This is a genomic window from Pseudomonas sp. MDT1-16, from assembly GCF_054898115.1.
Genome location: NZ_CM142717.1, coordinates 4,027,827 through 4,048,438, shown reverse-complemented (window position 1 = coordinate 4,048,438; position 20,612 = coordinate 4,027,827). Strand labels below are relative to the sequence as shown.

The following is a 20,612-nucleotide window of genomic DNA, read 5'->3' as shown; positions in this document are numbered from 1 at the left end:
AATAGCCGTTAACGTTGTGTCGCAATCCAGATCAGCAACCCGGCCTGAAACACCGCAAACGCCACCAGACAGGTAATGGTAAAGCGCAGCCCGGCGTCTTCGCGCTTGTACTTACTGACCTTTTCTTCGTGCTTCTTGAGTTTGACTTCCTGCTCGGCCAGATTTTGCTCGGCTTGCTGGAGCATCTGCGCCGCCTCAAGAATTTCCACGACCTGCAATTTTTCCGTGTTCCAGTCAGCCAGCAGGTCGCCGACCTGCACCTCTTTGACGCTGCCCTTCAAATGCTGCGGGTCGGCATAGACCACATCGAAACCATGCATCCGCAAAAAGTGATCGCGACGCAGGCGAGTGTCTTCGTTCAGCGCGTCCTTGTTGTTCAAGTCGGTGCCGTCGACGGTGTAACCGGGCCATCTCTTTTTCGCCCAGGTAATGCCCTGAGCGGCCATGAAGCGACCGATGCCACGGTTCATCGGTTCGATCTGCAAACCGCTGTCAGGCCCGAAGTGCACCCGCTTGGTGGTGTGATCGACCCACACATCCAGATGATTCTGTTCCTTGCGCACGCGCTGTCCGGGCAACTTGATGCTCATGCGCATCAGGCTGCGTTCCTTGTTATTGCGTTCGGCGTAACCGAACTCAACAAAGCGCAATGGCCGCCCACCGGTGTTGCGGTCGGTCTGCAACGGCGCCAGACGGAGCATCTTGTGGTGCTCGACGTGGACGTCCGCCCACGGCAGCTCTACCACTGGTGGTGCGTCTTTTTCAGCGGTGGTGTCGGGTGAAGTCTGGGTATCAGTCATAACGGCGAGATCCTGTCCAAGCTCTGCTTGCCGCCAGTCATAACGCTGGCGACAAAGGCTTATCGGCCGTTTTTTTCCGAACTGGAGGGCAAACAGCCCTTAACGGGCGCGAAGTCCGTCAATAAACCCGAGGATTCGCGTGCCGAGTTCGGCCGCCAGTGGCAATTGCGGATCTTTGTAAGAGGCCAATTGCCGTTTTACATCGTTGGGCACGATGCGCATCACGTGGTTCATGCCTTCGATCAGCGCCAGTTCGGCATCCGGTTTGGCGGCTTTCAGCATTTTGGCGTCACCGACGCCGACCTGGATGTCGTTGCTGCCCTGGATGATCAGCGCTGGCATCTTCAACTTGGCGAACGCCGCTGCCGGGTCCTGGCGGAACAGTGAAATCAGATACGGCTGCACGCTCGGGCGGAAAATGACCTGCAACTGCGGCGGCACGTTGTCGTCGGTGTGGCCGGCCTTGAGGCTGTCGAGCAGTTCATTGCTGCGCAGCATCAGCGGTGGCGGCAGGCGATTGCTCAATTGTTGGCGCAGCACCTGATCGATCGGCCGGGCGCTGCCGGACATGGAAATGACCGCGGCGGCGTCAAGGCTCGGCGCCGCGAGGCTGGCGATCAAGGCGCCTTCGCTGTGGCCCAGCAGGATCAACTGGCCAAAGCGCGGGTCGGTTTTGAGCTTCCGGCCCCAGGCCTCGGCGTCGGCCACATAGGCTTCAACCGACAGATTGCGTTCGTCCGGGGTCGCCGCAAGGCTCGCCGCCACGCCGCGTTTGTCATAACGCACGCTGGCGATGTTGTGTTTAGCCAGTACCCATGCGAGACGCTTGAGGCTGTCGTTGCGTCCGCCGTCGGGGTTGTTGCCGTCACGATCCGTAGGACCGGAGCCGGAAATGATCAGGACAACCGGTACCGGCGTGTCGGACTTGGGCAGCAATAACGAGCCGAAAAGCTCGCCGGTGCCCGTGTCTAAAGTGATGGGACGTTGCAGGACTGTGGCCTGGGCTACATTGGAGAGCAGGCCGGTAAACAGGGTAAGGCTCAAGGCTATAACTCGCAGCATCATCACGCCATCATGAACAAGATGCCGGTTGGACTCGCAGGCACCCATAAGGTTCGAGGATGAACTAGTTGGGTAGCCTGCGTATACTGGCGCGCATTACGTATTTGGTTCGATTTCACGGAGCGTCCTGCATGTCCGGCAATACCTACGGCAAGCTGTTCACTGTCACCACCGCGGGCGAAAGCCATGGTCCGGCGTTGGTCGCCATTGTCGACGGCTGCCCGCCGGGCCTGGAGATCTCTCTGGAGGATCTGCAGCGTGACCTGGATCGCCGCAAACCCGGTACCAGCCGCCACACCACCCAACGCCAGGAAGCCGACGAAGTCGAAATCCTCTCCGGCGTGTTCGAAGGGCGCACCACCGGTTGCTCCATCGGCCTGTTGATCCGCAACACCGACCAGAAGTCCAAGGATTACTCGGCGATCAAGGACCTGTTCCGCCCGGCCCACGCCGATTACACCTACCATCACAAATACGGCGAGCGCGATTACCGTGGCGGCGGTCGCAGTTCGGCGCGTGAAACGGCCATGCGCGTGGCCGCCGGTGCGATTGCGAAGAAATACCTGGCCACTCAGGGCATCGTCATTCGTGGCTACATGAGCCAGCTCGGCCCGATCGAAATCCCGTTCAAGACCTGGGATTCGGTGGAAGAGAACGCCTTCTTCAGCGCTGATCCGGACAAGGTCCCGGAGCTGGAAGCCTATATGGACCAGTTGCGCCGCGACCAGGATTCGGTGGGCGCGAAGATCACCGTGGTCGCTGAAGGCGTGATGCCGGGCCTCGGCGAGCCGATCTTCGACCGCCTGGACGCCGAACTGGCCCATGCGCTGATGAGCATCAATGCGGTCAAAGGCGTGGAAATCGGCGCCGGTTTCGCCAGCGTTGCCCAGCGCGGCACCGAGCACCGCGATGAAATGACCCCGCAAGGGTTCCTCAGCAACAACGCCGGCGGGATTCTCGGCGGCATTTCGTCGGGTCAGCCGATCGTCGCGCACCTGGCACTCAAGCCAACCTCGAGCATCACCACGCCGGGCCGTTCCATCGACATCCATGGCAATCCGGTGGAAGTCGTCACCAAAGGGCGCCACGACCCGTGCGTTGGCATCCGCGCCACGCCGATCGCCGAAGCGATGATGGCCATCGTGCTGATGGATCACCTGCTGCGTCACCGTGGCCAGAACCTGGACGTGCGCGTGAGCACGCCGGTGCTGGGTCAGCTCTAATGGCTGACCTCATAGCCGCTGCGGTCTGACGACTGTGGCGGCGCTCCCGTACTGGCGGCTCTCCAGTTTCTATCTGTTCTATTTCGCCTTGCTGGGTTCGACAGCGCCGTTTCTGGCGCTGTACTTCGATCACCTGGGCTTTTCCAGCGCACGCATCGGCGAGCTGGTGGCGATCCCGATGCTGATGCGCTGTGTGGCGCCGAACATCTGGGGCTGGCTCGGCGATTACACCGGCCAGCGCCTGGCGATCGTGCGTTTCGGTGCGGTCTGTACGCTGCTGACGTTCTCACTGATCTTCGTCAGTAAGACCTACGCCTGGCTGGCGATGGTCATGGCCTTGCACGCGTTCTTCTGGCACGCGGTGTTGCCGCAATTCGAAGTCATCACGCTGGCGCACTTGCAGGGCCAGACTCACCGTTACAGCCAGATCCGCCTGTGGGGTTCCATCGGTTTCATCATCACCGTGGTTGCACTCGGCAGGCTGTTCGAATGGCTCAGCCTCGACATTTATCCTCTGGCGCTGGTGCTGATTATGGCTGGCATTGTCGTCAGCAGCCTGTGGGTGCCCAACGCTCAACCGGTTCAGGGTGAGCGACCGGCGGGGGACGGTTTCCTCAAACAGTTGCGCAGTCCCGGAGTGTTGGCGTTTTACGGTTGTGTGGCGCTGATGCAGGTGAGCCACGGTCCTTATTACACCTTTCTGACCTTGCACCTGGAGCGACTCGGTTACAGTCGTGGGCTGATCGGCATGCTCTGGGCGGTCGGCGTGGTCGCCGAAGTCTTGATGTTTCTGGCCATGAGCAAGATCCTTGCGCGTTTCTCCGTGCGACGGGTGTTGCTGGCGAGTTTTCTGCTGGCAGCGCTGCGTTGGTTGTTGCTCGGTTCGTTCGCTGAGTTCCTTTGGGTGCTGTTGTTTGCCCAGGTTCTGCACGCGGCGACTTTCGGTAGCTTTCACGCGGCTGCCATCCAATTCGTGCAACGTAGCTTCGGCGCGCGCCAACAGGGGCAGGGCCAGGCATTGTACGCCGCACTGGCCGGCACCGGCGGTGCGCTGGGCGCGTTGTATTCCGGCTATAGCTGGAATGTACTCGGCGCCACATTGACCTTTAGTATTGCCAGCCTCGCAGCCTTTGCGGCAGCCGTTATCATTGCCACGCGTATGCAAGAGGACAGGCCATGAGCCTTACCCGTGAACAGCTCGCGCGCATGAGCGATGCACTGCGGCAGATCGAAGCCTTTGAATTTTTGTTCGAGTGCGAGCTGAAGACACGCTCGCTCTTGAACCGTAAAGCATGAACCGTTAAGGAGTTGCCCTGATGAGCAGCCTGTCCGTTTACCACGTCTCAAGCCCTGACTTGCCCAACAAGGTGCTGACGCATTTCGAAGACATCGCCTCGACTCTGGCCGAACAGGGCGTGCGTTTCGACCGTTGGCAAGCCACGGCGAAGATCCAGCCCGGCGCCAGCCACGAAGAAGTGATCGCCGCGTACCAGGAGCAAATCGACACGCTGATGACCGAGCGTGGTTACATCACCGTCGATGTGATCAGCCTGAACAGCGATCACCCGCAAAAAGCTGAATTGCGCGCCAGGTTCCTCGACGAACATCGCCATGGCGAAGACGAAGTACGGTTTTTCGTCGCCGGCCGTGGCTTGTTCACCCTGCACATCGACGATTACGTCTACGCGGTGCTTTGCGAGAAAAACGACCTGATCTCGGTCCCTGCCGGTACCCCTCACTGGTTTGACATGGGCGAGCATCCGCATTTCGTCGCGATCCGTCTGTTCAACAACGCCGAAGGCTGGGTGGCCAACTTCACCGGCGAAGACATTGCCAGCCGCTTCCCGCGTCTCGAGGACTGAGCCCATGCCGGTCAAAGCGATTCTCACCGATATCGAAGGGCGTATTACCCAAGCCATTGGTCATACTCTGTAGGAGCGAAGCTTGCTCGCGAAAGCGGTATATCAGGCAACAGCAATATGGAATGGCACACCGCTTTCGCGAGCAAGCTCTGCTCCTACAGGGATTGCGCAACTCCACAAATAATTCAGGCCGTGAAGCGAAAGCTCTCACGGCCTGATCGTTTACAGCGTCGATACGGTTTTATACCGAGTGATAAGTCGGCAGGGCAAACCGCTGCTGGCTTTGCAGCATAGAGATCTGCGGCAGTTCGCTGGCCTGTTCGGCAATGTCACGGCGAATCGCGCTGATCACCCACGACAACTGATCACCGGCATGCAATTGCTGGTAGGAAATCGAACGTTTGAAGACTTTGCCGTCGGTGCTGCTCAAGGTCAGCAGAATCCCACCGTCGGGACGTGGCTGGGTGGTTACTTCGAAGTTGGAGAACAGGGACGAAAATTTTTCTTGGATCAGGTTCATGTCTATCAGCTCCGTTAGCTCTTGAATGGCAAGCATGCAGAGGTAGTTGCAGTGATTGTGCCAGCACCTGATTTTTTAAAAATCCTTACATATCAATTAGTTAGTTTTTCAGTGTTTTTGCACTTTCGTGCAATCTGCATGAATGGCCATCGTGCATCCTGCATTTTGCGTGGTCGACATCGATTCGATGGAACCAATTGCCCAGCGCGAGCTCACGATTTCGAATGCCGCAGCCGTGGATACAAATCATTTCAAAAACCGCGTGTACAGCTCAGGAACCGCTGACGTATTTTCGGCCTCAATCAACGCCGCCCGAACAATAAAAAGATCGACCGGGAGCAACCATGAGCCGCACGCCGAACGACACGATTACCTGGGGCATGATGCTCCGCAAGCTGCCTTCCATTGCCAGGGCCATTCCTCGAGTGGTGAAGGGCATGAAAGTTGCCAACGTCAAGGACCCGACCCAACCGTGTGGCCTGGGCTGGTGCTTCGAGCAAGCGACGTTGCGCAATCCCGATGGCCCGGCATTGCTGCAGGGCGAGAGGGCGCTGACGTATGTTCAGGTCAACCAGTGGGCGAACCGCATCGCCCATCATCTGATTGCCCAAGGCATCCGCAAGGGCGATGGGGTGGCGATCTTTATCGAAAATCGCCCGGAACTGTTGGTGACGATTCTGGCGGTGGCCAAGGTCGGTGCGATCAGTGCCTTGCTCAATACCTCGCAAACCCGCGATACCCTGGCTCACAGCCTCAACCTGGTGGCACCCGCGGCGGTCATTGTCGGAGAAGAGCTGGTCCCGGCGTTTTCGGCGGTGCGCGAACGGGTGTCGATCGAGGCGGCGCGCACCTGGTTCGTCGCCGATCAAGACACCGTCACTCAACCGGGCATTGCGCCCGACGGGTTCATTGACCTGATGACGGCCAGTGCTGACGCTTCCAGCGACAATCCCGCCAGCAGCCAACAGATTTTCTTCGACGACCCTTGTTTCTATATCTACACCTCGGGCACCACCGGCTTGCCCAAGGCCGGGGTGTTCAAGCACGGCCGCTGGATGCGCAGCTGCGCAAGCTTCGGGCTGATCGCATTGGATATGCGCCCGGAAGATGTCGTCTATTGCACCTTGCCGCTCTATCACGCCACCGGGCTGTGCGTATGCTGGGGTTCAGCGATCAGTGGCGCCTCGGGCTTTGCCATTCGCCGCAAGTTCAGCGCCAGTCAATTCTGGAACGATGTGCGCCAGTACCGCGCGACCACCCTCGGTTACGTCGGCGAATTGTGCCGCTACCTCGTGGATCAACCTCCCAGTGTCGACGACAGCAAGCACGGCGTGACGAAGATGATTGGCAATGGCCTGCGCCCCGGCGCGTGGGGCGAGTTCAAGACGCGATTCGGTGTGAACCATATTTGCGAGCTGTACGCCGCCAGCGACGGCAATATCGGTTTCACCAACATCCTGAACTTTGATAACACCGTCGGTTTTTCCCTGATGTCATGGGAGTTGGCGGCCTACGACCACGACAGCGGCGCGCCGATTCGGGATGCCAAGGGCTTCATGCGCAAAGTCGCCAAAGGCGAGAAAGGGCTGTTGCTGGCGAAGATTGACGATAAGGCACCGCTCGACGGTTACACCGATCCGCAAAAGACCGAAAAGGTTGTGCTCCACGACGTGTTCGAGAAGGGCGACCGCTACTTCAATACCGGTGACCTGCTGCGCAACATCGGTTTTGGCCACGCTCAGTTTGTTGACCGTTTGGGTGACACCTACCGCTGGAAGGGCGAAAACGTCTCGACCACCGAAGTCGAAAACATCCTTCTGCAACACCCGAATATTTCCGAGGCCGTGGCCTACGGTGTGGAGATCCAGAACACCAACGGGCGTGCCGGGATGGCGGCGATTACGCCGGCCGAGTCCCTGGCGACCCTGGATTTCAGTGAGTTGCTGGCTTTCGCTCGTGAGCAATTGCCCGCTTATGCGGTGCCTTTGTTCCTGCGAGTGAAAGTGAAAATGGAGACCACCGGGACCTTCAAATACCAGAAGACTCGCCTCAAGGATGAAGCCTTCGACCCCGGAAAAACCGGCGACGATCCAATCTATGCCTGGCTGCCCGGGACCCAGACTTACGTGCAGGTCACTCCGCAGTTGCTGGCGGATATTCACGGCGGCGCTTTTCGTTATTGAATGCAGCGCTATTGAATGTGGCTATGGCGGTCCATGAGAAAAAAGAAGTGACAGCCTCGGAGCGGCTCGGGAAACTGTCGGCTTTGCGATTAACAGAAAGTGGAGTCCCCAATGTCAGACCAAAGCCGCCAGATGACCCCCGAAGAAGCCGCTGAATTTGCCGAACAGGTATTCAACAAAGCGCGCGAGGGCGATGCGGCCATGATGGCTGCGCTGTTGACCAAGGGCCTGCCGCCGAACCTGCGCAACCACAAAGGCGATACCTTGCTGATGCTGGCGGCGTACCACGGCCATGTGGAGACGGTAAAAGTCCTGCTCGAACACAAGGCTGATCCGGAAATCCGCAACGACAACGGCCAGAGCCCGATTGCCGGCGCGGCGTTCAAGGGTGATCTGGCGGTGGTCAAGGCACTGGTCGAAGGTGGCGCGCAAGTGGAGGGCTCGTCCTTCGATGGCCGTACCGCGCTGATGATGGCGGCGATGTTCAATCGCGTCGAAATCGTCGACTACCTGATCAGCAAAGGCGCCGACCCGAAAGCCAAGGACGCCAATGGTGTATCGGCGCTGGATGCCGCCAAGACGATGGGCGCGGTGGACACCACGGCGCAGCTTGAGAAATTGCTTGGCTGATTTGCACCCTGTAGCCGCCGTGTAATTGGATGGACTCGCCCAAGCCGAGGCGTCAATGCGCCACGGTGGCAGTCTAAACAGCCAACGACAGCGAGGGCGAGTCCATGAAAAAGCATACTTCGATTGATCAATCCCTGTCTTCTTCCGATTTGTCGGCCTGCACAACTGTGGCGGTCGATCTGGCCAAGCAGGTCTTTCAGGTCGCCGGTGAAGACGTCTTCGGCCAGGTGCACTACGAGCGACGGATCAAGTCGCGCGAGGCGTTTTATGAGTTTCTCCGCCAGTTGCCGCCTCATGTCGTGGTTCTGATGGAGACCGGTCCGGGTGCTCAAGCCTGGGCCCGGCAGTTGCAAGAGCAAGGCAATCTGGCGCGGATTCTTCCAGCCGGTTTGGTGGCCACCCATCGCAGCGGGCCTAAAAATGATCGCAACGATGCGCTGGCGATTCTGCGGGCTGGTCGCGATGAAAAGATCTACGCAGTGCCGGTCAAAAGCGTTGCGGCGCTGGCAATGCAGGCGTTGCATCGCGCCCGCCAAGGCTATGTGCGTCGACGCACGGCGGTGAGTAATCAGATGCGCGGCCTGCTGCTCGAGCACGGCGTGGCCTTGGCGCAGGGCGATGTTGCGATCAGCCAGAAAATTCCGCGGGTACTGGAAGATGCCACCCAGCCGGTGCCGGGCCTGCTGCGTGAACTGATCGACGAACTGTTGGCCGAGTGGCGCCATTTGGGCGAACGCATCAGCGTGCTGACGGGGCGCCTGGAAGTGGCCGCCAACGCCGACATGACGGCGAAGCGACTGATGACTGTGCGCGGCATCGGCCCAGTCACTGCCACGGCACTGGTGGCCAAGGAAACCAAGCCTGAGCGATTTCCCAATGCCCGCAAGTTTGCCGCGTACTTTGGCATGGTGCCTGACCAGCACAGCAGCGGGCAGACGGTCCGGCTGGGGGACATGACCAAGCGAGGCGATGTTTATTTACGCAGCCTGATGATCCAGGGAGCTCATGCGGTACTGCAACAACTACGACCTGATTCCCAGCAACCCGATGACCGCCGCTTGTTGCGCTGGATGAGCCGACTGGGCCGTAAGGAGGCTGCGGTCAGGTTAGCCAACCGCAACCTGCGAATCGTCTGGGTGCTTCTACAGAATGACCAGACTTATCGTCGCCAGGCTGGTGATGGCCAGCAAGCGACGATGAGCCACTGAGCGACAGAGTTCTGCCACCGAGGTACTAACTGTCCGGCCCTTTGCTGAAAAAAAATTGACCCCAGGTAAGACCGGCGTGGATTGATGCCTTAGCTGCTACTGGCCTTCGAGGCCTGACTGTAATCGGCATACCACGAGCTCTTCCAATTTTGGCCAGAAGCCGAAGACGGTTTCCTCGAATAGGCCTAATACATAGATGCAACGGGGCGGCGGTTTTTCAAAAGCGGGTAGACAGTGGGGGCGAGTCCATACATAGCAGCTGTCGAGCTTGCGAGGCTGCGTTCGGCGGCGAAGCCGTCGTGAAATCAGGCGATGTGGTCTTTCAGGTAGATCGCGTGTGCAGGGTTTGCGACGGCTTCGCCGCCGAACGCAGCCTCGCAAGCTCGACAGCTGCTACACACACCGTCAATACACCCAAACCTCAACTCGCCGATTCTTGATTCGCCCCTCATCCGCGCTATTGGCCGCCACTGGCATCTCGGCGCCAAAACCACGAATCTCGCGAAACACCACGCCGCTTTTCACCAGTTCCCGCCGCACCGCCATGGCTCGCAGTTTCGACAGCAGATCGGCCCGGGCCGGATCACTCTTGGCGTCGCCAAACCCCACCAGCGTCACCTGCCGATTGGTTTTGTCACGCTGCTTTATATAGTCGAACACCCGCGACAGGTCCTGCCGGGCCTTGTTGTCGAGCATCGCACTGCCTTCTTCGAAACGGAAATTCACTGACAATCGCTGGGCGTGACGGCTGAGCGCCTGATAACCCTCCGGCATCAACGCATTCGGCGTGACAGTCATGGCCTGGACGGTCTGGGCGATAAAACCATTGGCGGCGACAATCGCCTGACCCTTGCTGCTTTGGGCGAACGCCACCAAGGCTTCGGCCCAGGGATTTTTCCCGTTGGGCGGCAGGTAAAAGAACAGCCGGCGGGACAACGGATAGTCTTCCGTGGCAATGAGGCTGTTGAGCGGCAACATGGCTTGGGATGGGCCATCGGCAATCGCCACGGCTTTGGCCTGACGCACATAAGGCAGGCCGATGAAGCCGATGCCTTGCGGGTCGAGGCTGACCGCGTCGGACAATTGCTCGCTGGATTCGAAACGTTTCGCAGCGCTACTCAGCGTTTTCCCACGACGGCTGAGGACCAATTCCTTGAACGTGTCGTAGGTGCCCGATTGGTCATCCCGCGCATAGAGATGAATCGTCCCACCGGTACCGCCGAGTTCTTCCCAGGTTTTCGCCTCGCCGCTGAAGATTCGCGCCAGTTGTTCGGTGTTCAGTTCACTCAACGGATTGTGCGGATGAAGGATGATCGCCAGGCCATCGATGGCGATGACCTGCTCGGCGCCGGGGCTTTTAAAGTCGCCCAAGGGTTTGAGGTCCACCCGTTCGCTGTCCTTGATCGGGCGTGAGGAGGCGGCAAGATCGGCCGTGGCGGTTTTCAGGGCGGTGAAACCGGTGCTGGAACCGTGGGCCGCGACGTCCACCACGACCCGGCGGCCCTGAACGGTTTCGCCGACGACGCGCAGTTCGTTGGCTGTGTCTGGGGCTTCGCTGTGAACCTTGAGCAGGCCCTGTTCGCGCATCAACCCCTCAACCAGCGCCGGCCCCAATGCCGCGCCGATGGTATTGGAGCCCTGGATGCGCAGCACCGGGCCGTGTTCGGGCGTCGGCAAATCGCCAGCCGAAGCCGTCCGCGGCAGCCAGGCGCACAGCATCAACAGGAACAACACGCGCAGCGTCATACCGGCACCTTATAAAGCCAAAGGGAGTGCCGGGAGAATAAGTCAGTAAGGTTTCTGAAAGATGACAGATCAAAAAGATGATCAGCTCAACTCAAGCCAGATCGGCGCGTGATCCGACGGTTTTTCCATCCCGCGCAGTTCGTAATCCACCCCCGCATCCTTCACGCGAGGCAACAACCCGTGGGACGCCATGATCAAGTCAATCCGCAGCCCGCGCTTGGGCTCATCCTCAAAACCGCGGCTACGGTAGTCGAACCAGCTGAAACGATCGGTCACCTGCGGGTTCAAGTGACGGAAGCTGTCCACCAGGCCCCAGTTCTTCAAGCGGGCCATCCACTCGCGTTCTTCTGGCAGGAAGCTGCATTTTCCGGTTTTCAGCCAGCGCTTCATGTTGTCCGGGCCGATACCGATGTCGCAGTCTTGCGGGGAAATGTTCACGTCACCCATCACCACCACCGGCTGATCGTTGCTGAACTGGCTTTCCAGCAGTTGCTGCAGATCGCTGTAAAAACGTTCCTTGGCTGGGAACTTGGTGGGGTGATCGCGGCTTTCACCCTGTGGGAAATAGCCGTTCATGATGGTCACCGGCACGCCATTGGCGTCGGAGAAAGTGCCCCAGATGAAGCGGCGCTGTGCATCTTCTTCATCGGTGGCGAAACCTTTGTGCAAGGCAATCGGTTCCTGACGCGAGAGCAGGGCGACGCCGTAGTGACCCTTTTGCCCGTGGAAATACACGTGATAACCCAGCGCCTGAACCTCAGCCAGCGGGAATTGGTCGTCGTGGACCTTGGTTTCCTGCAGTCCGATCACATCTGGCTGATGCTTTTCGATCAGCGCCGCCAGCTGATGGGGGCGAGCGCGCAGCCCGTTGATGTTGAAGGAGACGATCTTCATGGTCGGCAGTCCTGGCAAAAGGGCGATGCTAGCTGACATGTAGGAATGGGGCCAGCGTGGCAGTAGTCCGAATGCGCTGCTAATGTCTGGGGGCGTGGGAACGATCGCGACTGCGCAAGGCTCGTACCAATAAGAACGAGGCCTTTTTGAGCCTCGCCCAGGGGAGATCTACCGTCATGCCCGAAACCTCGACCGCCATCGCCGATATCCACATGCTCGACAACGGTTATTCCCGCGAAGCACGTTCGCTGTTGTACCAGGCTTACCGGCATGAGCCGACATTCGGCTACCTGTTCGAAGCGGAACGTCCCGGTTATGAACAGCGGGTCCGCGCCACCGTGCGTGAGCTGGTCAAACAACACTTTCTTCAGGACTTGCCGGCCATCGGCCTGCTGGTCAACGACCGGTTGATCGGCATCGCGCTGATCGCGCCGCCGCAACGTCGCCTGGGCATCACCGAAAGTTGGGCCTGGCGTCTGCGCATGGTGCTCAGCACCGGGTTTCGCTGCACCCGTCGCTATCTTGAGTATCACGATGCCGTAATGGCTTGCGTGCCGTCCGACTCGGTGCACGTGCTGCCGTTGCTGGGGGTTCATCCGCAATTCCAGGGCAAACACTTCGGCGAACAATTGCTGCAAGCGGTGCACAACTGGTGCGCGGTGGATGAGCACTCCGAGGGCGTGATTCTCGATACCGGGAATCCTCGTTATCTGGATTTCTATAAGCGTCAGGGTTATGAGGAAATCGGTGAGGTCGCCGTAGGACCGATTCGCGAGCACGTGTTTTTTCACGCCAACCCGCAGGTGTTACAAACAGCAACGGCATAAAGGTAGAACTTTCACGGCACACCAGGCTCTATCACGCTCCCAAGCTCGTGATAGCATCCGCGCCTATGAAGTTTCCAGGAAGAATTACCAGCGGCGTGCTGATGCTGATTACCAGCTGCGCGGCGCTGGCGCAAAGTGAATTGGATGTTCGGATCAAACCGTCCAACGATGAACTGAAAGCCAATATAGAGGGCTATATCGGCAGCCTCGGCGATCGTGACGAGGAAGCCTTGCTGCGCTTCAGTCGTGGCGCCGAAGAACAGGCGCGCAAGGCCGCCCAGGCCTTGGGTTATTACCAGCCGCAGATCGACACGGATGTAAAGGGTGGCAAGACGCCGCGCCTAGTGCTGACCATCGATCCCGGCGAGCCTGTCCATCTGCGCAATGTCACTGTTCGCATCGACGGCCCGGCCGCCTCCCTCAAATCCTTTCGTGTACCCAAAAGCAATGCGCTGAAAACCGGCGCAGTGCTCAACCATGGCCATTACGAAGACGCCAAGCGCCTGATTCAGAACCAGGCCTCGCGCTATGGCTTTTTCAGCGGGCACTTCAGTAGCCAGAAATTATCGGTCGACCCGCGAGCCGGCGTTGCCGACATTGAACTGATCTATAACAGCGGCCCGCGCTATTCACTGGGCAAGGTCAGTTTCGAGGGTGATACGCCGTTTGACGAAGACCTGCTGCAACGCATGGTGCCGTTCAAGGCCGGCGCGCCTTATGACTCCGAACTGATCGCCGAACTCAATCAGGCCATGCAATCGAGCGGCTATTTCGACAGTGTGCGGGTGGATGCGGCGCCGACAGCGTCGAAGAACGATGTGATCCCGGTAGACGTCAAACTCGAAACCCGCAAACCACGGACCATGGGCCTGGGGCTGGGCTATTCCACCGACGTCGGCCCTCGGGTCAAGGCCAACTGGACCCGGCACTGGGTCAACCCTCAGGGGCACAGCTATGGCTGGGAGACCGAAGTCTCGGCACCACGACAGAACGTCGGTGTGTTCTATGACATTCCACTGGACCCGCCGCTGACCGACAAACTGCGGTTCGCCGGCGGCTATCAGAACGAAGAAATCGCCGACAAGGACTCCCTCAGCAAACTGCTGACCGTCGGCCCGGAGTGGCACAGCAAGCTGCCCAGCGGTTGGCAGCGGGTGGTGTCGCTCAAGTGGCAGCGCGAGGAATACAGGCTCGGCGACGACTCGGGGCTCAGCACGTTGCTGATGCCTGGCGTCAGCTATTCCTACCTGAAAAGCGACAACCGCATCGACCCGCACAACGGTTATCGCCTGGAATTCGAGACCAGAGTGGCCAAGGAAGGTGTGGGCTCGGACACCAATCTGGTCTATGGCACCGCGTTGGTGAAAGGCTTGACCACGGTCTTCGACAAGCACCGCTTCCTCGGTCGGGTGCAGGTCGGCGGCAGCGCCACCAACGGCTACAAATCGGTGCCGCCGTCGTTGCGCTTCTTCGCCGGTGGCGATCAGAGCGTGCGCGGCTACGACTACCAGAGCCTGTCCCCGGAAAACTCCGAGGGTGACCGCATCGGTGGCCGCTACATGATCGCCGGCAGCGTCGAGTATCAGTACTCCGTCGCCGAAAAATGGCGGGTAGCGACTTTCATCGACCAAGGCAACTCCTTCAACACCCTCGAACTGCCGAACCTCAAGACCGGTGTCGGTATCGGCGTGCGCTGGGTCTCCCCGGTGGGGCCGATACGCCTCGACCTGGCCCATGCGATGGACGACGACGGCGGCATTCGACTGCACTTTTCCATGGGGCCTGAGCTGTGAATCGTGGTTTGAAAATAACGCTGTCGGCGATTTCGGCGCTGTTGATGCTGGCCATCCTGGCGCTGGCCACGGTGCTGGGAACTGCAGCGGGCAACCGATGGGCGCTGGGGTTTGTGCCGGGTTTGACCGTGGACAATTTCCAGGGTCGCCTGGGCGGACAGTGGAGTGCCGACCATTTGGTGTGGCAGCAGGACAGCAGCCGGGTTGAGCTGAACAAGGCGATTTTCGCCTGGTCGCCGTTGTGCCTGACGCGTATGACCCTGTGTATCTCGCAATTGAAAGCCGATCAGGTCAGCCTGCAATTCCCGCCCGGTACGGAAGAAGAAGGCAGCGGGCCGATCAGTCTCCCGGATCTGAAGTTGCCCTTGGCCATCGAGCTGGGCGATGTCCAGGTCGGCAGCCTGCTGTTCAACGGCAGCGAAGAACTCAAGGGTTTGCAACTGGCGGCGCACTGGACGGCCAAAGGCTTGCAGATCGACTCTGTTCATTTGCAAAGGGATGAGCTGAGCCTGAATCTTTCAGGCCTGCTGCAACCCAGCGGCAACTGGCCGCTGACCGCCGAAGGCAAACTGACCCTGCCGGCGCCTGGCACCGAGCCTTGGACGCTGGCCCTGAAGGTCGACGGCGATCTGCTGAAAACCCTGAACCTGAAAGCCGACAGCAGCGGTTACCTGAACGGTCAACTGACCGGTGAACTGCAACCGCTGGTGGACAACCTGCCGGCCAAGGTGCGGATCACCGCTGACGGCTTCAAGCCAAGTGCCGATCTGCCGGACACCCTGCAACTCAATCAACTGGAACTGACCGGCGACGGCGACCTGAAAAACGGTTACCAGTTGCTTGGCAAAGCCACGTTGCCCGCAGAACTGGGCCCGGTTGCGCTGTTGTTGCAAGGCAAGGTCGACGCCAACGGCGCTCAGATCGCCGGGTTGGACCTCACGGCCAACGACAAGCGAAGCCTCAAACTCACAGGGCTTTTGGACTGGAGCAAAGGCCTGAGTGCCGAAGCGAAAATCGACTGGCAGGATTTTCCGTGGCATCGCCTCTATCCGCTGATCGACGAGCCAGAAGTGGCGTTGCGCAGCTTCAACGGTGAAGTTTCCTACACCGACGGCAAGTACCTCGGCAGCTTCAAAGCCGCACTCGACGGCCCGGCCGGAGCGTTCAGCCTGACCAGCCCGTTCAGCGGCGACCTGACGAAAATCTATCTCCAACACATTCAACTCGAAGCAGGGCAAGGCAAGGCCGAAGGGCACCTGAACCTGCAATTCGCCGAGGGCATTGCCTGGGACACCGCGCTGGACCTGTCGGCGATCAACCCGGCGTACTGGGTCGCGGAGTTGCCGGGCACGCTGGCCGGACCGTTGCGCAGCAAAGGCGAGATGAAGAATGAAAAACTCAGCCTCACCGCCGACCTCGATCTCAAAGGCAAATTGCGCGGCCAACCGGCCGTTCTGCAAGCAAAAGCCGATGGCGGCGGCGAGCAATGGAACCTCAGCGCGCTACAGATTCGTCTGGGCGACAACAGCATCAATGGCAAAGGCAGCCTGCAACAGAAACTCGCCGGCCAGATCGATATCAAGCTGCCGCGCCTGGCCCAGCTTTGGCCGCAACTGCGCGGTCAACTCAATGGTCGCGTCGATGTCGCCGGGACGCTCAAGGCGCCGCAAGGCAAGCTCGGGCTGCAAGGCACGCAACTGGCGTTCGAAGACAATCGCCTGCAAAGCCTGAACCTGGAGGCAACCCTCGACAGTGCGCAGCGCGCGAAAATCGATCTCAAGGGCAGTGGCATTCAGGCCGGTGAGACGTCACTGGGGACGCTGACTGCCAGCGGCCAGGGCGATATCAAAAACCAGAAACTCGCCCTCGATCTGCAAGGACCGAAGCTGAAACTGGCCCTCGGTCTCGATGGCAATCTGGATAAAGGCAATTGGCGTGGGCGGCTGGCCAGCGGTGACATCCAGGCCGGCGGTCAGGACTGGAAGCTGCAAGGTCCGGCGAAGCTTGCGCGGCTGGCGGACGGCAAGGTCAATTTAGGCGCCCACTGCTGGACGTCCGGCCCGGCCAGCCTGTGCGGTGAGGATCAGCGCCTGATGCCTGAGCCGAAGCTGCGTTATCACCTCAAACAGTTCCCGATCGACAGCCTCGCGCAATGGTTGCCGAAAGATTTCGCCTGGAAGGGCCGGCTCAACGCCGACCTGCAACTGGACCTGCCGGCCAGCGGCCCGAACGGCCAGATCAGCGTCGATGCCAGCGGCGGCACGTTGCGCATAAAGGAGAAAGACCAGTGGCTGGACTTCCCGTACCAGACCCTGAAACTCAACAGCAAACTCACCCCCAAGCGCATCGACACTGACCTCAACTTTGTCGGCGGCAAGCTCGGTGAGCTCATGCTCCAGGTGCAGATCAATCCGTTGCCGAAGGACAAACCACTGACCGGCTCGTTCCGCTTGAGTGGTCTGGACCTGTCCGTGGCGCGGCCGTTTGTGCCGATGGTCGAGAAGCTGACCGGTCGTTTGAATGGCAGCGGCACGCTTGCAGGTACGCTGCTGGCGCCGCAGGTCAACGGCAACCTGGTACTCAGCGACGGCGAGATTTCCGGGCCTGAACTGCCGATGGATATCGAAGCGCTGCAACTTAAAGCCGTGATTGCCGGCGAAACCGTGCAATTGAACGGCGGCTGGAAAAGCGGCAAGACAGGGCAGGGCACCTTGAGCGGCAACATCGCCTGGGGTCAGGCACTGGTGGTGGATCTGGCGCTCAAAGGCACGCAATTGCCCGTTACTCTCGAGCCGTACGCCAAGCTGGAAATGGCGCCGGACCTGAAGATCTCGATGAAGGACGACAAACTGGCGATCGCCGGCAAGGTGCTGGTGCCAAAAGGCGAGATCACCGTGCGTGAGCTGCCGCCGTCGACGGTCAAGGTGTCCGATGACACGGTGATCGTCGGCCAGCAGACCGAAGCGGGCAAACCGCCGATGGCCATGGCCATGGACATCGATGTGGTGGTTGGGCAGGACAAGCTCAGCTTTGCCGGGTTTGGACTGACTGCCAACCTGCAAGGTCACGTGCACATCGGCGATAACATGGACACCCGCGGCGAACTCTGGCTCAACGATGGGCGATACCGTGCCTACGGTCAGCGATTGACGGTGCGCCGTGCGCGGCTGCTGTTTGCAGGTCCCATCGATCAGCCGTATCTGGACATCGAAGCGATTCGCCAGACTGACGACGTGATCGCCGGCATTCGCCTGAGCGGCAGCGCCGAGCAACCGACGACACAAATCTTCTCGGAGCCGGCCATGAGCCAGGAGCAGGCGTTGTCCTATCTGGTGTTGGGGCGCCCGTTGAGCACCAGCGGTGAGGACAACAATATGCTCGCTCAAGCCGCGCTGGGGTTGGGGTTGATGGGCAGCTCGGGGGTGACCAGCGGCTTGGCCAAGGACTTGGGTATTCAAGACTTCCAGCTCGACACTCAGGGCAGTGGCAACGCAACCAGCGTAGTGGCCAGCGGCAATATCTCCGAGAAACTCAGCTTGCGTTATGGCGTGGGCGTGTTCGAACCGGCCAACACCATCGCCTTGCGTTACAAGCTGAGCAAGAAGGTCTACCTCGAAGCCGCCGGCGGCGTGGCCAGTTCGCTGGACATCTTCTACAAGCGGGATTTCTAACCCCACCTTTCTTCGCCTGATCGTTCCCACGCTCCGCGTGGGAATGCCTCACTGGACGCTCCGCGTCCGCTTCCGAATGTGACGCTGAGCGTCACGGGCTGCATTACCACGCAGAGCGTGGGAACGATCAGTCGTGAGCCATTTATCAGCTAAATACAAAGCATCCTAACTATTGCGTTGACATTCGCTGCCTAGGCAGTAACATCTCGTCATACATTCTCTGCCTAGGCAGCTAATTGGTGGTCAGATGAAACATTTCACCTCATACGATTTCCATAATTGCCATCTCGGCCTTTTGCTCGGGCGCGCTGCGCTGCTCAAGGACCGGATCATCGACGCGCACATGGAACCCCACGGCATCACCGCCGCGCAGTTCAAAGTGCTGATCATCATGGCCCAGTTCGGCGTCGATACCCCGGCCGAGCTGTGCCGTCACCTGTCGCTGGACAGCGGTTCGATGACCCGCATGCTCGATCGTCTGGAACAAAAAGGATTCCTCGCCCGCCAACGCTCCGAGGCGGACCGCCGTCAGGTTCAGTTGGTACTGACCGAGCAAGGCCAGCAGTTGACTGACCGCCTGCCGGAGATCGGCGCCGACGCCATGAATGAGCTGGCAGGCGCGATCACCCCTGAAGAACTGAAAACCCTGGAACTGATCCTGACGAAAATTTTGGTGGCAGCCGGTGACTCGATCACCCTGCTGCGGGTAGGTAAAAAATGAGCAGCAAAACCCTGCGTACCGGACTGAGCCTGGTCCTGTTGGCCATGAGCCTCGCCGGTTGCGCCAGTTACAGCGGCCTGACCACCGAAGGCGTCAGCCTCGATGCGAAAAACCTCAAGGCCGGGCAATCGCTCAATGGCGTGACCCTCTCACCCGCGGCCTGGCCGAAAATTGACTGGTGGAAAAGCCTCGGCGACCCACAGCTCGACGGCTTGATCCGCGAAGCCCTGCACGACAGCCCCGACATGCAAATCGCCGATGCTCGCGCCCACCAAGCGAGTGCCGCCGCCTATGCAGCGGATGCCGCGCGGATGCCGACCCTCGATGCCAGCGCTGGCGTCAGCCGTTCGCGTCTGGCCCGGGATCAGGACCCGAGCGGGCAGGGCGGGACTTATTCCACCGTGCGCAACATCAGCGCCAGTTTCAATTACAACTTCGACCTCTGGGGCGGTCAGCGCGACGCCTGGGAAGCCGCACTGGGCCAGGCCCGTGCTGCCGAAGTCGATCAACAAGCCGCTCAGCTGACCTTGTCCGCCGACGTGGCTCGCGCCTACAGCGACCTTGGTCAGGCGCACATCGTCTATGACCTTGCCAATGAAGACCTCAAGCGCACCCGGCAAATGCTCGATCTGAGCCAGCGTCGCCTGAGCTCCGGCATCGACAGTCAATACCAGTTCCAGCAGACCGAAAGCCTGGAAGCCAGCTCTGAAGCGAGTCTGATCGACGCCGAGAAACGCCTGCAAAGCGCAAAAATCGCTTTGGCCGTGCTGCTCGGTAAAGGCCCGGATCGCGGCAATGAAATCGCCCGGCCGAAAATCCTTCAGGCCAGCGCCGTCGCGTTGCCCTCGGTGCTGCCGGCCGAGTTGCTGGGTCGTCGTCCAGACCTGGTGGCCGCACGCTGGCGGGTCGAGGCGGCGAGCAAGAACATTGACGCCGGTAAAACCCAGTTCTACCCCAACCTCAACCTGAGCGCTGCGGCCGGTGCCGAGTCGTTGCTGGGCGATGCAATGTTCGGTTCGGCCAGTCGCTTCTTCAACATTGCGCCGACGATCTCGGTGCCGATCTTCGACGGTGGCCGCCTGCGTGCCGACCTCGATTCCCGCGACGCCGATTACGACCTCGCCGTGGCGCAGTACAACAAAAGCCTGGTGAAAGCGCTGGGTGATGTCAGCGACACCATCAACCAGTTGCGCGATATCGGCCGGCAGCTCGGCGCTCAGCAGCACGCCACCGACATTGCCCAGGATTCTTACAACACCGTGGTCCAGCGCTACGGTTCCGGCATCGGAAATTACCTGGACGTGCTCAGCATCGAGCAGCAATTGCTCCAGGCCCAGCGTCAACTGGCCAACCTGAATGCCGAGCAGATCGACCTGTCGATCCAACTGATGCAGGCGCTGGGCGGTGGCTTCCAGGGCGAAACCCTGGCCGCAGCCAACGCAACCTCAGCCACGCAGCACAACTAATTCAAG

At 59.9% G+C, this 20,612-nt stretch carries 16 protein-coding genes and 1 pseudogene; 12 read left to right on the top strand and 5 right to left on the bottom strand.

Annotated features, from left to right (window positions below; genetic code table 11):
- Positions 1 to 8: 8 nt before the first annotated feature.
- The gene (locus ACYZT3_RS18475; RefSeq protein ID WP_282376570.1) at positions 9 to 800 is read right to left on the bottom strand and encodes a hypothetical protein; all 792 of its coding nucleotides are present in this window, start codon (positions 798 to 800) and stop codon (positions 9 to 11) included.
- 99 nt (positions 801 to 899) lie between these two features.
- The gene (locus ACYZT3_RS18470) at positions 900 to 1,910 is read right to left on the bottom strand and encodes an alpha/beta hydrolase (RefSeq protein ID WP_462030436.1); all 1,011 of its coding nucleotides are present in this window, start codon (positions 1,908 to 1,910) and stop codon (positions 900 to 902) included.
- 83 nt (positions 1,911 to 1,993) lie between these two features.
- Here ACYZT3_RS18470 and aroC point away from each other — a divergent pair, with 83 nt between their 5' ends.
- The 4 genes and pseudogenes from aroC (at position 1,994) to ACYZT3_RS18450 (ending at position 4,947) form a co-directional block, all read left to right on the top strand.
- Entirely contained in the window at positions 1,994 to 3,085 is a 1,092-nt protein-coding gene (gene aroC / locus ACYZT3_RS18465; RefSeq protein ID WP_462030435.1) for a chorismate synthase, read from the top strand.
- A gap of 34 nt (positions 3,086 to 3,119) precedes the next feature.
- Complete coding sequence (locus ACYZT3_RS18460) at positions 3,120 to 4,265, top strand: MFS transporter (protein ID WP_462030434.1); 1,146 nt, start codon at positions 3,120 to 3,122, stop codon at positions 4,263 to 4,265.
- Positions 4,266 to 4,285: 20 nt separating this feature from the next.
- Positions 4,286 to 4,381, top strand: a pseudogene (locus ACYZT3_RS18455) (methylthioribulose 1-phosphate dehydratase); the annotation flags it as partial.
- Between the two features lie 20 nt (positions 4,382 to 4,401).
- Entirely contained in the window at positions 4,402 to 4,947 is a 546-nt protein-coding gene (locus tag ACYZT3_RS18450) for a 1,2-dihydroxy-3-keto-5-methylthiopentene dioxygenase (protein WP_462030433.1), read from the top strand.
- Positions 4,948 to 5,188: 241 nt separating this feature from the next.
- Here the strand turns inward: ACYZT3_RS18450 and ACYZT3_RS18445 are convergent, their stop codons facing one another.
- A complete protein-coding gene (locus ACYZT3_RS18445) occupies positions 5,189 to 5,467 on the bottom strand; it encodes a DUF3509 domain-containing protein (RefSeq protein WP_008146103.1) in 279 nt (92 codons plus the stop codon).
- 344 nt (positions 5,468 to 5,811) lie between these two features.
- Between ACYZT3_RS18445 and ACYZT3_RS18440 the strand changes: the two genes are divergently transcribed.
- The 3 genes from ACYZT3_RS18440 (at position 5,812) to ACYZT3_RS18430 (ending at position 9,488) form a co-directional block, all read left to right on the top strand.
- A complete protein-coding gene (locus tag ACYZT3_RS18440; RefSeq protein ID WP_462030432.1) occupies positions 5,812 to 7,650 on the top strand; it encodes a long-chain-acyl-CoA synthetase in 1,839 nt (612 codons plus the stop codon).
- 111 nt (positions 7,651 to 7,761) lie between these two features.
- The gene (locus ACYZT3_RS18435; protein ID WP_201112685.1) at positions 7,762 to 8,280 is read left to right on the top strand and encodes an ankyrin repeat domain-containing protein; all 519 of its coding nucleotides are present in this window, start codon (positions 7,762 to 7,764) and stop codon (positions 8,278 to 8,280) included.
- A gap of 149 nt (positions 8,281 to 8,429) precedes the next feature.
- On the top strand, positions 8,430 to 9,488 hold the full coding sequence (locus ACYZT3_RS18430) for an IS110 family RNA-guided transposase (RefSeq protein ID WP_282383495.1): 1,059 nt from the start codon (positions 8,430 to 8,432) through the stop codon (positions 9,486 to 9,488).
- A gap of 405 nt (positions 9,489 to 9,893) precedes the next feature.
- Here ACYZT3_RS18430 and ACYZT3_RS18425 read toward each other — a convergent pair whose 3' ends face one another.
- Positions 9,894 to 11,234 carry a substrate-binding domain-containing protein gene (locus ACYZT3_RS18425; protein WP_462030431.1) on the bottom strand — a complete coding sequence of 447 codons (1,341 nt, stop codon included), beginning with the start codon at positions 11,232 to 11,234 and terminating at the stop codon, positions 9,894 to 9,896.
- Between the two features lie 81 nt (positions 11,235 to 11,315).
- Positions 11,316 to 12,128 (bottom strand): exodeoxyribonuclease III, encoded by an 813-nt coding sequence (xthA, locus tag ACYZT3_RS18420; RefSeq protein WP_282376596.1) that lies wholly within the window; start codon positions 12,126 to 12,128, stop codon positions 11,316 to 11,318.
- A 176-nt stretch (positions 12,129 to 12,304) separates the two neighbouring features.
- Here xthA and ACYZT3_RS18415 point away from each other — a divergent pair, with 176 nt between their 5' ends.
- The 5 genes from ACYZT3_RS18415 to ACYZT3_RS18395 all read left to right on the top strand — a co-directional run bounded on the left by ACYZT3_RS18415 (position 12,305) and on the right by ACYZT3_RS18395 (position 20,606).
- Positions 12,305 to 12,955, top strand: coding sequence for a GNAT family N-acetyltransferase (locus tag ACYZT3_RS18415; RefSeq protein WP_282376597.1), 651 nt, complete (start codon positions 12,305 to 12,307; stop codon positions 12,953 to 12,955).
- Positions 12,956 to 13,020: 65 nt separating this feature from the next.
- Complete coding sequence (locus ACYZT3_RS18410; protein ID WP_282376598.1) at positions 13,021 to 14,748, top strand: autotransporter assembly complex protein TamA; 1,728 nt, start codon at positions 13,021 to 13,023, stop codon at positions 14,746 to 14,748.
- Positions 14,745 to 18,419, top strand: a complete 3,675-nt coding sequence (locus ACYZT3_RS18405) for a translocation/assembly module TamB domain-containing protein (RefSeq protein WP_462030430.1) — start codon at positions 14,745 to 14,747, stop codon at positions 18,417 to 18,419. Before ACYZT3_RS18410 ends, ACYZT3_RS18405 begins: the two co-directional genes overlap by 4 nt.
- 247 nt (positions 18,420 to 18,666) lie before the next feature.
- The gene (locus ACYZT3_RS18400) at positions 18,667 to 19,140 is read left to right on the top strand and encodes a MarR family winged helix-turn-helix transcriptional regulator (protein WP_282376600.1); all 474 of its coding nucleotides are present in this window, start codon (positions 18,667 to 18,669) and stop codon (positions 19,138 to 19,140) included.
- Complete coding sequence (locus ACYZT3_RS18395; RefSeq protein ID WP_462030429.1) at positions 19,137 to 20,606, top strand: efflux transporter outer membrane subunit; 1,470 nt, start codon at positions 19,137 to 19,139, stop codon at positions 20,604 to 20,606. The genes ACYZT3_RS18400 and ACYZT3_RS18395 overlap by 4 nt, the downstream gene beginning before the upstream one ends.
- Positions 20,607 to 20,612 lie beyond the last annotated feature (6 nt).

Coding starts and splice junctions, on each gene's coding strand:
- ACYZT3_RS18475 (WP_282376570.1), bottom strand. CDS start 800: ATGACTGATACCCAGACTTCACCCGACACCACCGCTGAAAAAGACGCA.
- ACYZT3_RS18470 (WP_462030436.1), bottom strand. CDS start 1,910: ATGGGTGCCTGCGAGTCCAACCGGCATCTTGTTCATGATGGCGTGATG.
- aroC (WP_462030435.1), top strand. CDS start 1,994: ATGTCCGGCAATACCTACGGCAAGCTGTTCACTGTCACCACCGCGGGC.
- ACYZT3_RS18450 (WP_462030433.1), top strand. CDS start 4,402: ATGAGCAGCCTGTCCGTTTACCACGTCTCAAGCCCTGACTTGCCCAAC.
- ACYZT3_RS18445 (WP_008146103.1), bottom strand. CDS start 5,467: ATGAACCTGATCCAAGAAAAATTTTCGTCCCTGTTCTCCAACTTCGAA.
- ACYZT3_RS18440 (WP_462030432.1), top strand. CDS start 5,812: ATGAGCCGCACGCCGAACGACACGATTACCTGGGGCATGATGCTCCGC.
- ACYZT3_RS18435 (WP_201112685.1), top strand. CDS start 7,762: ATGTCAGACCAAAGCCGCCAGATGACCCCCGAAGAAGCCGCTGAATTT.
- ACYZT3_RS18425 (WP_462030431.1), bottom strand. CDS start 11,234: ATGACGCTGCGCGTGTTGTTCCTGTTGATGCTGTGCGCCTGGCTGCCG.
- xthA (WP_282376596.1), bottom strand. CDS start 12,128: ATGAAGATCGTCTCCTTCAACATCAACGGGCTGCGCGCTCGCCCCCAT.
- ACYZT3_RS18415 (WP_282376597.1), top strand. CDS start 12,305: ATGCCCGAAACCTCGACCGCCATCGCCGATATCCACATGCTCGACAAC.
- ACYZT3_RS18410 (WP_282376598.1), top strand. CDS start 13,021: ATGAAGTTTCCAGGAAGAATTACCAGCGGCGTGCTGATGCTGATTACC.
- ACYZT3_RS18400 (WP_282376600.1), top strand. CDS start 18,667: ATGAAACATTTCACCTCATACGATTTCCATAATTGCCATCTCGGCCTT.
- ACYZT3_RS18395 (WP_462030429.1), top strand. CDS start 19,137: ATGAGCAGCAAAACCCTGCGTACCGGACTGAGCCTGGTCCTGTTGGCC.